Source organism: Chryseobacterium amylolyticum (assembly GCF_051011775.1).
Taxonomy (GTDB): Bacteria; Bacteroidota; Bacteroidia; order Flavobacteriales; family Weeksellaceae; genus Chryseobacterium.
In genome coordinates, this window is the sequence record NZ_JBPCHX010000007.1 from 266,079 (window position 1) to 282,343 (window position 16,265).

A 16,265-nucleotide genomic window follows, 5' to 3' on the forward strand; every position below is an offset into this window, starting at 1 on the left:
ATTTCTGATGCAAATATATAAAAGATTCATCTATCGAACAAACAAATATCGATAAATAAAATCTATAATTGTTTTTGACATGCTGCTAAATAAAAAAGCCCTGATATCAGGGCTTTTTGTTTATTTTAATAACCAAATATTTCAGTTAAATTAAGTTTTTTTACTTCACCTAATTTCTGCATATCAGCTTCATTTACTTTATCCTGAGAAGCAACAAGACAATAGGTGTAGTTCTTGTTCTTCATCTCTTTGTCATGGAAAGCATTGATGTCTGCAAAAGATAGCTTTGGAGCCTGTTCATACACAGTCTTTCTCATATCAAAATTGTTTCCGAGCCTTTGGGATTTCAGATAAGAGAAGATGATTCCGTCCTGAGTAATTCTTTCGGAAGCAATTGATTTTTTCAATCCGCTTTTTGCTGTTTCGAATAATTGTTCAGATTTTGGAAGCGTGGTTAAAAGCTCATTCATGGCTGTTGTAGATTCATTGAATTTGTCTGCCTGGGTTCCTACATAAGCCATGATCATATCCTTGTCTGTTTTCTTGCTTGGAAGGGCAAAATAAGAATAAGTGGAGTAGGCCAGTGCCTTAGATTCTCTGATGGTCTGGAAAACAATAGAACCCATGCCGCCTCCGAAATAATTGTTGAACAAGCTTACGGTAGGAGTCGTTGAAGGATTGTACTGGTCAGAGTTTCTCACCCAGAAAACTTCTGCCTGTACCATGTCATAATGGGCAAACAATACTTTGTTTTTATCTGTCGGCACCTGAACGAAAGTTTTAGACTTAGGAAGATCTTTCAGCGTTGCAGGAAGTTTGTGGATTGGTTTTAAAGAAGCAACCACTTCGTTTCCTGTTTTCGGGCCGTAATACAATACTTTATGCTTGAAATTGAACAGATCATGAAGAACATTGATCAGGTCTTCAGCCTTTAATGCATCAAGTTCAGCATCACTCAATACATTATTGAAAGGATTCTGAGGGCCATACTGAGCATAGCTTCTCAGTCCGGACATGATGACTCCTTTATTCTGTTTAGCATTTGCTCTGGCTTTTTTCAATCTTGTCTTATAAGCATCAAGAGCTGCCTGATCAGCCTGGCAGTTTTTAATCAGATCTTCAAATAAAGCAACGGTTTTATCGAAGTTTTCATTTAAACCTTCCAGTGATACATAAGTTTCCTCGTTCCCGGCACTCACATTGAAGCTTGAGGCAAGTTTATAGAATTCCTTACTGATCACTTCGGAAGATTTATCTTTAGTTCCTAAATACTGAAGGTATTCTGCTGCTAACGGAAGGATTTTGTTGTTCCATTTTCCTGAATCAAAGTGATAATACATTCTGAACAGGGCATTATCTGTATTTTTTACAGAAAGTACATCTACTTCTGCTAATTTGTTTTTAGCAATATCTTTATCATAATTCAACCATACCGGAGCAATAGGGTTTTCCGGCATTTCATCAATCTTCTTAAGGAAAGGAGACTGATCTTCTCTGTTAACGGAAACCGGAGTGATGGTTGGTTTGTCAACTTTTACAATGCTCTTGTCTTCTCCTTTTCTTTTGTAAACAGCAACATAGTTATTGTTCTGGAGATACTTGGAAGCAAAATCCATTATATCTTTTTTCGTAAGCTTGGAGATTTCGTCTACATATTCCAGCGATGTTTTATGATCAATGTCAGAAGTAAATTCATCCATCAGGATACTTGCTCTTGACGAATATTTTTCATCCTTCTGAATGATCCCTTTCTTTTCATTGTTTACAATGGACTGGATCAGATCATCGGAAAAATCGCCTTTTCTCAATTTATCAATTTCCTGAAGAAGAAGGTTTTTTACTTCATCTAAAGATTGTCCTTCAGTAGGCTTTCCTTGTAGAAGCAAAACGGAGTAGTCTTTTAAAGCATAAGATCCGGCGTAAGCTCCAAGTAATTTTTGCTTTTTTACCAGGTCAAGATCAATTAATCCTGCCTGTCCGTTGGTAAGCATATTTCCAACAAGGTTCAGCATTCTTGCGTCTTTCGTGGAAGCTCCCGGAAATCTGAAACCAAGCATTACATTTTCAGGATTGGGTCCTACAACCTCTTTTACAATCGGAGCGGTAATTGCTTTTTCCTGTCCGATTTTGTATTCAGGAATTGTTTTAGGCTTCATGTAAGAGAAAGCTTTGTCAATCTTTGCAATCACTTCATCCGGATTGAAATCTCCGGACATGATGATCCCCATATTATTAGGAACATAATATGTGTTGTAATATTCTCTGATAGCCTTCAGCGAAGGGTTCTTCAAATGTTCAATTGTTCCGATGGTCGTTTGTTTTCCATAATTGTTGTTAGGGAAAAGATTGGCAAACATCGTGTCGAAAACCTTATCGCCGTCGTCATCAAGAGATCTGTTTTTTTCTTCATATACTGCTTCCAGCTCTGTGTGGAAAAGTCTCAGAACAGGTTCTCTGAACCTTTCAGCCTGTACAGCAAGGAACTTATCCAGAACGTTGGCAGGCACATCTTCCGTATATACTGTCTGCTCAAAAGAAGTGAAAGCATTGGTGCCATCAGCTCCCATACCAGCCATCATTTTGTCATATTCATTTGCGATTGCAAATTTTGCCGCCTCTCCTGAAACCCTGTCAATTTCTTTGTAGATTTCTTTTCTCTTAGCCTCGTCCTTGGTCTGATTGTACTTTTCGTAAAGAGCGTCAATCTGGTCTAATAACGGTTTTTCTTTTCCCCAGTCTTTGGAACCGAACTGATTCGTTCCTTTGAAAAGCATATGCTCAAGATAATGGGCAAGACCGGTGTGGTCTGCGGGGTCGGTTTTACTTCCTGCTTTTGTTGCAATATAGGTTTGAATTCTCGGATCCTTATTGGTAGGGCTCAAAATAACCGTTAATCCGTTTTTTAAGGTGTAATACCTTGCGGAAGTAGGGTCGTTGGTTACATACTTGTACTTGTAGCCATTCGAAGTAGCTTCTTTCCACTGGAAATCCTGGCCAAAAGCATATCCTGCAAAACTCGCTGCGGCAATACTTGTGGCGATGGTCAGTTTTTTTAACAGATTCATTGCTGTCGTGTTTTATTTATGGGTTATTAATTTGTTAACTGAATTGTTCCAATAAGTTTTTGATTCGTTTCATAGCCTCTCTTAATTCCTCCTCAGAAGCAGCATAAGAGAATCTGATGCATTCCGGACTTCCGAAAGAGAATCCGCCAACACAGCCTACATGCGCATTTTCCAGAAGGAACATGGCAAAGTCATCAGAGTTTTTAATTTCAGTTCCGTTCAATGTTTTTCCGATATAGTACGAAATATCCGGGAAGAAATAGAAAGCAGCTTTTGGAAGTACGACTTTAAATCCAGGGATTTCTTTGATTAATTCATAAACAAGATCCCTTCTTTTTTTGAAGGCATCAATCATATACCTGTATTCAGAAGGATCTGTTTTTAAGGCAACGATAGAAGCTCTCTGTGCCATCGTATTGGCACCGCTTGTCATCTGCCCCTGTACTTTTTCGCAAGCTTTTGCCAGCCATTCAGGGCAAGCGGAATATCCGATTCTCCATCCTGTCATGGCAAATGCTTTCGACATTCCGTTGATTACGGCTGTCTGTTCATATACTTCAGGAAACTGAGCAATAGATGTCGTTTTTGTTTCGTAGTTGATATACTCATAGATCTCATCAGAAATGATCGTTATCTGAGGATATTTTGCGATAACTTTCGCGATAGATTTTAATTCGTCATAAGTATAATATCCTCCCGACGGATTACATGGAGAACTGAAGAGTACTGCTTTGGTCTTCTCTGTGATGGCTTCTTCAAGCTGTTCTGCAGTCACTTTAAAATCGGTAACATAAGATGTCGGAAGAATCACAGAAGTGCCACCCATCATTTTCACCATTTCATCATAGCTTACCCAATAAGGAGCGGGAAGAAGAACTTCGTCACCATCATTGATAATAGCTGCAAGAACATTGATAATGGCCTGCTTGGCACCATTTGAAACACAGATCTGAGTAGGTTTGTATTCCAGGTTGTTGTCTCTTTTTAATTTATAAGCAATAGCCTCACGCAATTCCAGAAATCCCGGAACAGGAGAATAATGGCTGTAATTCTGGTTAATGGCATCGAAAGCGGCCTGTTTGATATTGTCCGGAACATCAAAATCCGGTTCACCAAGAGTTAAGCTGATTACATCTATTCCGTTAGCCTTCATCTCCCTGGCTTTATTAGACATGACAAATGTCTGTGAGTATCCTAATCTTTTTACTCTATCTGAAAGTTTATCCATGTATTTTTTGAATTTTAACAAATATATGATAAAAACGCCTTGCAGGGATAATAAAAATGGGATTGCTTTGAAGATATTTGTCAGGTTTTGGTCAAATGTATTTTTTTGCAGACGATTAATTTTTAATCTGTACAGCGAGATAATCAGAATAAAAATTACCTATGAAGCCAGGTCTTTTGTATCTTTAAAATTTCTAAGACCTGTCCTATGAAGTATTCTGTTTTTTTATTGCTGATTTCATGTACCGTTTTCTCTCAGAAGCATTCCAAAGATGATGAAGTGAGAAGATATGTCTCACAGGTCAATGAAGATTCACTGAAATCTTATATCGGCAAGCTGGTAAGTTTTGAAACCAGACATACTTTGAGTTCAACAGATGATTCTAAACACGGAATTGGTGCGGCAAGAAAATGGGTCATTAAAAAATTCAATGATTATGCTGAAAATGCCGGCGGCAGGATGGAAGTATACCTTCAGCAGGAAGATATTCAGCCTGATGGAAAAAGAATTGACAAGCCGGTAAACCTGGGAAATGCCGTTGCTTTTCTGAAAGGGACAGACCCTGACGATAAAAGAATTTTCCTGATCGGAGGACACCTGGATTCAAGAGTCACTGATGTGATGAACAGAACTTCAGCAGCACCCGGAGCCAATGATGACGGCAGCGGAGTAAGTGCTGTTATAGAATCTGCAAGAATATTGAGCAGGTCTGCATTTCCGGCCTCGATTATCTTTGTGGCGTTCTCCGGCGAAGAACAGTCGTTGTTAGGTTCCAGACAGCTGGCGGAAAAAATAAATAAAGAAGGTTTACAGCTTGAAGCCGTTCTGAATAATGATATGATCGGGAATCCCAAAGCAGGAGAAACAGGGGAAATCAATACCCGGACCCTTCGTGTATTCAGTGAAGGTGTGCCTTACAAAGACCTCGATAAAAAAGCAATGACCATCAGGAATCTGGGTTTTGAAAATGACAGCGAATCCAGGCAGCTGGCAAGGTATATCAAAGAAATTGCGGAAGAATATGTGAAAGGGCTTGACATAAAGCTGATCTACAGAAATGACCGGTTTTTACGCGGAGGCGATCATACCAGCTTTGTCAACAACGGCTTTCCGTCTGTAAGGCTTACCGAGTACTATGAAAATTATGACCATCAGCATCAGGATATCAGGGTGGAAAATAACAAGCAATATGGTGATCTGCCTGAATTTATAGATTTTAAATATCTGAAGAAGAATGTTGCAGCCAACATTGCGGTGCTGGCCAGCCTTGCAAAATCCACTTCAAAGCCTGAGAATGTGGAAATGGATGTTAAGCAACTGACGAACTCCACTACGCTTCACTGGAAAAAACCAAAATCAGGAACGCCGGCAGGGTATTATGTCCTGGCCCGCGAAACTGACAGTCCGGTGTGGCAGAAAAAAATCTTTACAACAGGACTTTCCATAAAAGTACCGCTTTCGAAAGACAATTATATTTTTGCTGTACAAACGATCAGTCAATCAGGGAACCCTGGTGTGCCGGTAATTCCGGGAATTGCGAAATAATGATCTCCGTTAAAGCTGAGTTCAATGCTTATCCGGAAAGTAGATTTGAATACAAGAGAAATAAAACTTATTTTTGCGGTTTATAATAATTCACATGTCTGCATCGTTACTATTAAAATATTTCCCGGATCTTACTGAAAAACAGAGAGAACAATTTTCACAACTGGAAAACCTGTATAATGAATGGAATGAAAAGATCAACGTAATTTCCAGGAAAGATATGGAATCCCTGTATGAAAAGCACATCCTGCACTCTCTGGGAATTGCAAAAGTGATGGCATTTGCCCCCGGAACCAAAGTTCTGGATATCGGGACCGGAGGAGGTTTTCCCGGAATTCCGCTGGCTATCCTGTTTCCTGAAGTAGAATTTACTTTGATTGATTCTATCGGAAAGAAAATCAGTGTGGTACAGGCAGTAGCAGATGGAGTAGGCTTAACCAATGTAACGGCTATCCACGGAAGAGCAGAAAAACTGAAAGAAAAATTCCACTTTGTAGTCAGCAGGGCGGTAACCCAGATGCCTGAATTTTTAAGATGGCTGAAAGGGAAATTTGAAAAAGAACAGTTTAACCCTAAACATAACGGAATTTTATATTTAAAAGGCGGTGATCTCGCAGAAGAACTGGCTGGAATTAAATGTGAAATTTTCAACCTTAAACACTATTTTGATGAAGAGTTTTTTGATACTAAAAAGGTAGTTTATGTATCAAAAGGTAATTTTAATTCCTGATTTTTATGTAAATAAGGAATAATTTTTGCTAATATTTGTTAATAATCAGAAAATTAAAGGTTATGAAAAAACTTTTAAATATTGGATTTTCAGTATTCGTGTTTGGCGGGCTTCTGGTTTCGTGTAATGATGACGATTACCAAACGATTGAATCTATTGATAAGATCAAAATCGACAGCGTAAAAATTGTCAATGATACCATGGACGTTTTTGCAATACAGAGCATAAAGACTTATTCCACCTATCCGTCACACTGTGAAGGCTTTTACGGATATGATTATGTTTACAATACCAATCTGGAAAGAACGGTGACTTCCTATAAATATATTACGAACGGACCCTGTACGCAGGGAAATTACGTTGGAGCCAGCCAGATCAATTTCAGCCCGCAGAAAAAAGGGACTTATACTTTTAAATTCTGGAACGGAGGAAATAGCTGGATTACAAAAACAATTGTAGTAGAATAATGAAACTGAGTATTGTATTGTGTTTACTGACTGCCCAGGCGTTGTTCGGGCAGAAGATTATCTGGCAGGAAGATAAAAAGCTGACCTGGGATAATTTTAAAAGTCCGGTCAGTCATAAAAAGAATCCCGATGTGGCAGCATATACCCATTGTGGATGGGAGTTTTCTGCTGTAAAATCTTCAGATCCCAAGGCACCTGTTACGATTTCCATTACAACCATATTTAACGAAGAAAAATCATGGAAAGATGTCAAAAAAATGAATGATTACATTCTGCTGCACGAACAGAAGCATTTTGACATTGCAGAATTATTTGTGAGAAAATTCAGAAAGTCAGTTGCTGAAAAAATCAAAAATTCAGGAGATTACAACAAGTATTTCAAAGCAATTTATGATGGGATATCGATAGATTATAAAAATTTCCAGATGGCTTACGACAGAGAAACCCGTCATGGAATTGACAAAGAAAAACAGACAGAATATAATGATTTAATTTCTGAACAACTCGACAACTTAAAAAGCTACCAAGCCCTTTGAAATTCCTCAATAAGATCATCCACGAACTGCTAGCACAAAACCCGGATCTTTCTGCGTTTAATATCATTCTGCCCGGAAAACGTCCCATTGTATTTATCCGGCAGATTCTGGAAGAAAATCATTATTCAGGGTTTCTTCCCAACTTTTTTACCATAGAAGAGCTCGTGAATACTATTGCGGGCCAACAGCTTATTCAGGGTATTCCGCTGTGGCTTTTTTCATTTGATGTATACAGAAGCCTTAATCTTATTCCCAGGGATGATTTTTCAGACTTTCTGAAGTGGTTCCCGACGTTACAGAAGGATTGGGATGATATTCTTAAATTCTCAGACAGTGATCAGGCGGTTCTGCAGTACATGTTTGATGAGGAAAGGATCAAAGAATGGGCTCAGGATCTTGGAGAGGATGATGATGTTCCAAGAAAGAAATTCCTCAATTTCTGGCAGAATATGAATATTTTTCTCCCTGCTTTAAAAAAGAGGTTACAGGAAAAAAACTGGGCTACTTCAGGGATGATTCATGAGGCTGCCAAAGCTAAGGTTGCTGATTTTGCTAAAAATACAGGAGAAGAGTTTGTGTTCTGTGGGTTCAATGCCTTTACTCCGGTTGAAGAAAAGCTTGTAAGAAGCCTTTTACAGTGGAATAAAGCCCAATGTTTCTTTCAGGCAGACCGGTATTATTTCAATGACGAAAGACAGGAAGCCGGTAAGTTTCTCAGAAATCATAAAACATGGAAAGAATTTGATGACAACAGGGCTTTCCAGTGGATAGAAGATGATTTTAACCAGCCTAAAAAAATTAAGGTGTACGAAGTTTCCGGGAATGTAACCCAAACAAAAGTACTGCCCGAAATTTTTAAAGAGATTAATAATAAAACCTATTCCAATACAGCTGTAGTATTGCTGGATGAGAATCTTCTTCCTGCAAGCCTTGATGTGATGCATGGGGTTGACAACCTGAATATTACAATGGGATTTCCATTGAAAAACCTGTCCTTCTCCAATGCAATAAAACGTCTTTTCTATCTGCAGAAACAACTGGAAAAAAATAAATCTTCTTATTATTACAGGGATGTTTTCCCGATCCTGGAAGAATTGCCTAAATCTCCCGAGGATGAGCAGATTATTAATGATTTTAAAGCCAAAGTAGAAGAGAGGAACATTGTTTATATCTCTCATAAACTTTTACATGAACTGCTGAGCGGGCTGTCTTATTTCGGGCTTCTGCAGAAAGCTCCGGGAACAAATGCTTATCTGGATATGCTTATAGCGTTCTGCCAGCAGGTAAAATGGCTTGAAATAGATGATATTCAGTATGAGAATGTTTCTCACTTTGAAAATGCATTCAGAATCATCAAAAATCAGCTGACTCCTTACAATATTGAGATCAAGATGGAAACGCTGGAAATTCTGATCAATCAGCATATCAATTCTGAAACTATCGATTTTCAGGGAGAGCCATTGAGGGGGTTACAGATTATGGGATTGCTGGAAACGCGTCTTCTGAATTTTGAGAACGTTATTCTGCTTTCTGTGAACGAGGGAAAACTTCCGCTTGGAAACTCTCAGAATACCTATATTCCTTTTGATATCCGCAGGTTTTTTGATCTTCATACCTTCCTTGAAAATGACAGCATTTATGCCTATCATTTTTACAGGCTTATTCAGGATGCAAAGAATGTATATTTGCTATATAATGCTTTAAGTTCAGGAGTCAATACAGGAGAGAAGAGCCGTTTCATTACCCAGATTGAAATGGAGAGTTCCCATGAGATTGAACATCTGATTATTGAAAATTCTTCAGAGCCTATTGCAACGCAGCCTATAGAAATTTCGAAGACACAGATCGTGCAGGAACGGCTTGAAAAATGGAAGCAAAAAGTCTCTGCATCACACCTTACCAGTTATCTCTATAATCCGATTGATTTTTATCTTTCAAAGATTCTAAATACCTCGGAAACGGATGAAATAGAAGAAGAGCTTTCGGTAAAAAATTACGGAAATTTAGTTCATTATTCACTTCAAGAAGTGTATGAGGTGTTAAAGGGTAAAGTTTTAAAAGAAAGTGATTTAAAGAATTCAGTTAAAGCGATAGATCAATATATAAATATCGCTATTGAAAAGCTGAAGCATCAGCCTGAATTCTATGAAAAAGGGATGAACTATATCCATAAGGCCATTGCTAAAAAAGTAATTGAGAATGTTCTAAATCACGATCTTGAACTGATAAAGCAAGGGAACAAACTGGAAATTGTTGATATTGAAAGAAGGTTTGAAAATATAGATTTTCCTCTTGATGGAAATGATAAAATATCTTTCTTCGGATTCATTGACCGTATCGATAAACTGAATGGAACGCTGAGAATCATTGATTATAAAACAGCCAAAATTAAAAATCTCAACGTAAAAATTGATGAAGATAATGTGGCTGAATATTTTCACAACAGTGACCGAAAGCAGGCGCTACAGCTTTGTATTTACCATTATGTGGTACAGCATCTTCCCGAATTTTGGGGATTCCCGATTGAAACAGGAATCTGGAGCTTTGCAGATGCCAGAAAAGGAATGGTTTCCCTGCAGTTTGACAAAGGAAATATTGATGATGCCATGAGAGCTGTCAAAAGTCTTATCCTCGAAATTCTGAATCCTGATATCAGCTTTGTGGAGACCATAAAAACGTATTAAAAATATTTAATACTGATGCTAAAGGATATGTGATCTGAAAATCAGTAGGTTATTTATGGTAAGTCATTGGCTGGAATACATTTGTCTACTTCACATTACAGGTCAATTTATGGGCGACTTTTTTGTGTATCTTTACTCTTTATAAAACTTTTTTAAGTTAAAATCGGATGCACCAAGAATCAACAATGAAAAAGATCCTGATATTTTTTGCTATAGCTTTCTCTCTTATGATCAAGTCCCAGCAAAAGAATGATTCCCTGAACACAGCTCTTCAGAAGGTAACCAAAGACACCAAATTTGGCCTGGCACTCAGCGGTGGCGGAGCAAAAGGGTTCGCACATATCGGTATTCTTAAAATGATAGACTCATTGGGAATCAAGGTAGATTATATTACAGGAACCAGTATGGGAGGAATTCTGGGAGGCCTGTATGCAATGGGATATAATGCTGACCAGCTGAAGCATACCATCTATAAAATGGACTGGAACAGGATTCTCAGCAATAAAATTCCTTACAGCAAAGTCAATATCAGTGAGAAAGATGAATATGACAAATATATTCTTGAGTTTCCTGTAGTCAAAGGATTTCCGACTCTTCCAAGCTCTTATATTGAAGGGCAGTATATGGGAGAGGTTTTGAATACGCTTACTTTTAATGCCAAACATATCAATGATTTCAGCAAGCTGAGAATTCCTGTCCAGCTTACTTCCTCAGACATTGAAAACGGCGGTCTTGTGATGCAGAAGGAGGGATCTCTTCCATTGGCTATTCGCGCTACATTGGCAATTCCGGCAGCTTTTGCTCCTGTTTATATTGATGGAAAACTTTTGGTGGATGGGGGATTAGACCGTAATTATCCTGCCAATGAGGTTCGTGAGATGGGAGCGGATTTTGTGATCGGCGGTTATACAGGTTTCAGGCTTTTCACCAAGAAAGAAATTGAGAATCCTATGAAGATGATTTATCAGACCCATGCCATCCGGTCGGTAGAAGATTTCAAGCATCAGAAAGAGCTGTCCGATATCCTGGTGGATTTTGTAGATCCTTTGGGTGAGATTACAACGAAGGATTTTGCCAGATTCAGGAGAATCATCAAAATAGGAGAGACCGAGGCGAGAAAGCACCTTCCTGAGTTTGTAGCCCTTGCTGAAGCCCAGCGAAAAGCCGGGATCAAATATGAACATGAGATGATTGAGGAAGTAAAGCTGCCCACTACAAAATTTACCTTCAATGAAGAAGACGGAACTCCCATTAATGATGCCGCAGAAATTGAAGTGCTTAAAAAGCAGATGGGACTGACGGAAGGAAAATATTATGATGTAAAAACGGTAAATGAAGCCATAGACCGCGTATTCGGAATGCGACAGTATGTGAAGGTGTATTATACTTATACGAATGAAAATGATGGTCTGGTAATGAATGTTTTTGTGAAAAGAGCCAAAAAAGGTGCTTTCAAACTGGCTTTGCATTATGACACCGAGCAGTCGGTAGGAATTATTGTCAATTATACCTACAGGAATATCCTTCTGAACAGATCAAGATTTCTGGCAACGGTAGATATTTCTGAACGTTTTAAAGCTAAAATTGCTTACCAGCAGTTTTTAGACAGTGGGGAGCGGCTGTGGCTGGATCTGGAAGCTAAGATGATTCATCTTAAAAGTAACGACTTGAATTTCAGGTTGTATGATGTAGGGGCTGATGGCGGAGAGAGTTTTCCTAACCATATGTACCGCAATATAACCGGAAAGATAGCTTTGAACTATAATGTAAGCCCTAATGCTTATTTTTCACTCGGAACAGAGTTCAGTACGGAAAGAATGTACAGCTTACTGGATAAAGTGGATCAGTCAAAAGTTGATAATTACAGTAAAAAACTTTATAATCACAGCAATTTCAATACTTTCCTGAAATTTGAACAGAATAACCTCAACAAAAGATACTTTACAACCAGAGGGAATCATCTTCAGGTGAGCACAAGATTTTACTATGGAGATCAGTATGAACTTTATGATCTGAAAACCGTACAGCCTTTCCTTTATCTCATTCTTAATCCGAAAGAGTCTTACTATTATGAGCCTAAAAACCTCGTTTCATTCACCCTGAATGAGAACTTTTTCTACCCGATTACAAGAAGACTGGCCGTAAAAGCAAATGTGTTTCTCGGTACAAGCTTTGGTGGCAGAAAAGATCAGGTTCCGTATCTGTTCCTGAACCAAAAGTATAACCTTGGAGGCAGTGAGTATAATTATGACCTTCTAAGCCCGGAATTTAATGGACTTCGCCAGAAAGAGCTTCCGATGACTTCGGTGGCAAAGGCAGCTGTGGCATTTCAGTACAGGATTATGAAAAGACTTTATCTTACTCCTTCGTTCAGCTATGGGAAAGTGAGCGAGGAATTCTCTCCTTTTAATAACAGTTTTGATATGTTGGGGTATGGAGTGAATCTGGGGTATGAATCTTTAATAGGCCCTATCAGCCTTAATCTTTCCAGAAACAATCAGCTTGATTTTTCCAGGATATACTTTAGCATCGGGTTTAAGTTTTAAGGATATACTTCTTGTATAATTTTTTAAGACATTGAAACAAAAAGCACTTCATTGCTGAAGTGCCAAAAATTAACTTGAAATAAGATATTGAGGAGTGATTGATTTAAAGTTTTACTTTTTTATTGATGACTTTTCCATTAGATAATGTGATCTGTACCAGATATACACCGGACTCCAGGCTTCTGGATTCAAACAGTGGTTGGTTAACTTCCTGCTGAAGGATCAGTGAACCGGAAATGCTGTAAATGCTGATGTTTTTGATACCATTGCCTGCTTTTGCAATAATCTGTTGTTTTTGGGTAAAAATGTCTGCATTGCTCTCTGAAGATGATGTACCACCGGTTGCTTTACTGAACTGAAGGTTGTAATAAGGAGTTACCACCTCAAAGGTATAATTTTTATTTTCCAGATCCTGTACATTGATCCCTCCGGCTTCACGGTATTGTTTCTGAGAAATACTTTTGATAAGGAATTTATTTTCGTCAAAAATGTTGACTGAAGAAAGCTCGTCCTGATCAACTTTTAATTGCAAAACGGATGGGGTAGCAGATTGTACGATTTCGTTCTCAGCAACTTCTTTTGGGGTATTCTTGATGTATGGAATTATTTTGTTTTCATTGTTTTCCAGTACTTTCAATAAATAAACTCCATCTTTTAAGGTTGCTAAATTACGGTTGTCGGCTGCTCTTCTCTGCGTTTTTTCCTGATTGAAATCTGTAATTTCAACCAGCTGCATTGTTCCAAGATCCGGTTTTATCTGTGAAGAAAACAATACCGGTTTTTCAGAGGTTTTCTCTGCGGCCTGCTTACCGAAAACTGATCCTGCAATTGCCCATTCATTAAGTATGCCGCCGCTTCTCAAGGTATTGAATTTGGCGTTGGAAGCCAGAGTGAACGGGAGAATTCCCCCTACATGTCCGAGCGGCCCCCAATAAAATGAGTCCAGTTTATATTTATTCAGATCCCACCATGGGTAATATCCTCGTTGAACATCAATAGTTTTAGAAGTATTTTCTGGGGGAATAGCTAAATCAACAGTTGAATGCCCTAATGTCATCGGGGTTTTATTGTACCAGTCGTAGACGTCTTTAGGCTTCATGCATTGCCTTAGTTTATTGTTGGGGTTGTTGGTAACATCATTAACAAAACTGCTGGTGAAAAGTTTTCTCCATATTACCGGTCCCCATAACAGGCCTCCGTTATCCTGAACAACATGATAATTGTATGTATCAAGATATTCAGCAGAAATAACTTCTGAAATGTCATTATTGTAGGTTTTATACCCCGTATTGTTGCAGGTATGAAGAACATTTGCGAGGAATGAGGTGAAAGGGTAAAAATCTTTTTCAAGAACTCCTTTATTTAAAGTTACTCCGGAAAAATCATAAGGTCCGTCACCCATATATGCATACTTGAATTTGATATTATCAGGGTTTGAAATACTTAATCTCTTTAATGTAGACATTGCAGCATGAGCTCCCTGGGAATAACCAGCTAAAAAGTATTCGTCATAACGTTTAATGTTCAGCTGTGCCAGTACTTTATTGGCAGCTGTGATAAAATCAATGGTTGCTCCGGCTTCTGTGGCGTAATCTACATAAGGGTGAGTTCCTTCCCCTGTCCCCATCCCTACATAGTCAGGAGCCATTAAGATATAACCATTAAGGACATAAGACAGTTCAACTACAAATCCTGCTGTTAGTGCTCCTTTGAAATTAGACGGAACATTATACCTGCTGTCTGTAGTTCCGTGGTCGGAAACTACTGTTGACAGCTTAAACGGTACGTTAGGATACATAAGCAATCCTGTTGCTTTTACAAGAACATTATTTTCATTTTTGGTGTAATAGGTGATTTTGTAACCTTTTAAACCAACATTAAAACTGCTGAGATAGCTGGAGAATTCCGGGGCGTTCTGTTCGCCGAGATTATTGACGATAAAATTAATAACGCCCTGCGGTGTTAAATCCAGTTTCTGTTCGGCGCTTACAACATCACCTGCCTGCTGTGCAAAGTAAAATGATGCTGTTAGACTTAGTAAAAGAGTTGTGATTTTTTTCATATTGTTTGTTTTTGCGTGGTATTAAAGTAATAAATTTAACAAAATGACAAAAACTTTACAATATCAATAATTATTCAGTGAATATCAATTCTCTGCAAAGTGAGTAAAACAAAGGAGTCTGGCCATTGGCCAGACTCCTTTGTTTATATTTTGTCTTTCTTAGAAGGCGTTGATTCCGGTAATATCTAATCCGGTGATCAGTAAATGCACATCATGCGTTCCTTCGTAAGTAATCACAGATTCAAGGTTAGCAGCGTGTCTCATCATCGGGAATTCACCCATGATTCCCATACCACCAAGAATTTGTCTCGATTCTCTGGCAATATCGATCGCCATTTTCACGTTGTTGCGTTTAGCCATTGAAATCTGGGCAGGAGTTGCCTTATGGTCATTTTTAAGATTTCCTAACTGAAGGCATAGCAACTGAGCTTTGGTAATTTCTGTTAAGAATTCAGCCAGCTTTTTCTGCTGAAGCTGGTAAGAACCAATTGGTTTACCAAACTGCTTTCTTTCTTTAGAATACTGAACAGCAGTACAGTAACAGTCGATAGCAGCACCAATCACTCCCCATGAAATTCCGTATCTCGCAGAATTCAGACAAGAAAGCGGGCCTTTTAGCCCTGTTACTCCCGGAAGTAGATTTTCTTTCGGAACTTTTACATTATTGAACACCAGTTCTCCTGTTTTTGAAGCTCTTAAGCTCCATTTATTATGAGTTTCAGGAGTGGTAAATCCTTCCATTCCTCTTTCAACAATTAATCCCTGCACCTTTCCTTCCTCATTTTTTGCCCATACCACAGCGATATCGCACAGAGGAGAATTGGTGATCCACATTTTAGCTCCATTCAAAAGATAATGATCTCCCATATCTTTAAAATAAGTTTCCATAGAACCCGGGTCAGAACCGTGGTTAGGCTCTGTCAACCCAAAAGATCCGATCATTTCTCCGGCAGCAAGCTTAGGTAAATATTTCTTTTTCTGTTCCTCAGAACCGAATTCATTGATAGGGAACATTACCAGTGAGCTCTGTACCGAAGCAGCAGAACGTACTGCAGAATCTCCTCTTTCCAGCTCCTGCATAATCAGACCATAAGAAATCTGGTCCAATCCTGAACCGCCATACTCAACCGGGATATAAGGTCCCAATGCACCGATTTTCCCCAATTCTCTCATAAGATTAGGTAGATCTGTATGATTTTGAGCGGCCTGATCAATCTGCGGCATTACAAAACTTTCAACCCAGTCCCTTACAGATTGGCGGATTAGTTTATGTTCTTCAGTAAGTAAAGCATCAATTCCATAATAATCAGGGATGCTTGTAAGAGGATAATATGACATGATTTTTTGATTTGGTTAAAAGTAACATTTTTCGTGTTGTCGTGAAAATTTTTTTGAAAACTTA

General features: G+C 38.5%; 10 protein-coding genes. 6 read left to right on the forward strand and 4 right to left on the reverse strand.

Going from position 1 to position 16,265, the window contains the following annotated elements:
• Positions 1-125: 125 nt before the first annotated feature.
• Together ACR1PO_RS19780 and ACR1PO_RS19785 are read right to left on the reverse strand one after the other, a co-directional pair.
• Positions 126-3,065, reverse strand: a complete 2,940-nt coding sequence (locus ACR1PO_RS19780) for a M16 family metallopeptidase (RefSeq protein WP_433987913.1) — start codon at positions 3,063-3,065, stop codon at positions 126-128.
• A 34-nt stretch (positions 3,066-3,099) separates the two neighbouring features.
• Entirely contained in the window at positions 3,100-4,293 is a 1,194-nt protein-coding gene (locus ACR1PO_RS19785; RefSeq protein WP_278353483.1) for a pyridoxal phosphate-dependent aminotransferase, read from the reverse strand.
• Positions 4,294-4,500: 207 nt separating this feature from the next.
• Between ACR1PO_RS19785 and ACR1PO_RS19790 the strand changes: the two genes are divergently transcribed.
• The 6 genes from ACR1PO_RS19790 (at position 4,501) to ACR1PO_RS19815 (ending at position 12,801) form a co-directional block, all read left to right on the forward strand.
• Positions 4,501-5,838, forward strand: a complete 1,338-nt coding sequence (locus ACR1PO_RS19790; RefSeq protein WP_433987914.1) for a M20/M25/M40 family metallo-hydrolase — start codon at positions 4,501-4,503, stop codon at positions 5,836-5,838.
• A gap of 94 nt (positions 5,839-5,932) precedes the next feature.
• On the forward strand, positions 5,933-6,568 hold the full coding sequence (gene rsmG / locus ACR1PO_RS19795) for a 16S rRNA (guanine(527)-N(7))-methyltransferase RsmG (protein ID WP_332387115.1): 636 nt from the start codon (positions 5,933-5,935) through the stop codon (positions 6,566-6,568).
• A 62-nt stretch (positions 6,569-6,630) separates the two neighbouring features.
• Positions 6,631-7,035, forward strand: coding sequence for a hypothetical protein (locus ACR1PO_RS19800; RefSeq protein WP_131433446.1), 405 nt, complete (start codon positions 6,631-6,633; stop codon positions 7,033-7,035).
• Positions 7,035-7,571: a DUF922 domain-containing protein gene (locus ACR1PO_RS19805; protein ID WP_433987915.1), complete on the forward strand. Its 537-nt coding sequence runs from the start codon at positions 7,035-7,037 to the stop codon at positions 7,569-7,571. The genes ACR1PO_RS19800 and ACR1PO_RS19805 overlap by 1 nt, the downstream gene beginning before the upstream one ends.
• Positions 7,568-10,255 carry a PD-(D/E)XK nuclease family protein gene (locus ACR1PO_RS19810; RefSeq protein ID WP_433987916.1) on the forward strand — a complete coding sequence of 896 codons (2,688 nt, stop codon included), beginning with the start codon at positions 7,568-7,570 and terminating at the stop codon, positions 10,253-10,255. The genes ACR1PO_RS19805 and ACR1PO_RS19810 overlap by 4 nt, the downstream gene beginning before the upstream one ends.
• 185 nt (positions 10,256-10,440) lie before the next feature.
• Positions 10,441-12,801 carry a patatin-like phospholipase family protein gene (locus ACR1PO_RS19815; protein WP_433987917.1) on the forward strand — a complete coding sequence of 787 codons (2,361 nt, stop codon included), beginning with the start codon at positions 10,441-10,443 and terminating at the stop codon, positions 12,799-12,801.
• A gap of 103 nt (positions 12,802-12,904) precedes the next feature.
• Here ACR1PO_RS19815 and ACR1PO_RS19820 read toward each other — a convergent pair whose 3' ends face one another.
• Positions 12,905-14,863, reverse strand: coding sequence for a T9SS type A sorting domain-containing protein (locus tag ACR1PO_RS19820; RefSeq protein WP_433987918.1), 1,959 nt, complete (start codon positions 14,861-14,863; stop codon positions 12,905-12,907).
• A 159-nt stretch (positions 14,864-15,022) separates the two neighbouring features.
• Positions 15,023-16,201 (reverse strand): acyl-CoA dehydrogenase family protein, encoded by a 1,179-nt coding sequence (locus ACR1PO_RS19825; protein ID WP_110008646.1) that lies wholly within the window; start codon positions 16,199-16,201, stop codon positions 15,023-15,025.
• Between the last annotated feature and the right edge of the window lie 64 nt (positions 16,202-16,265).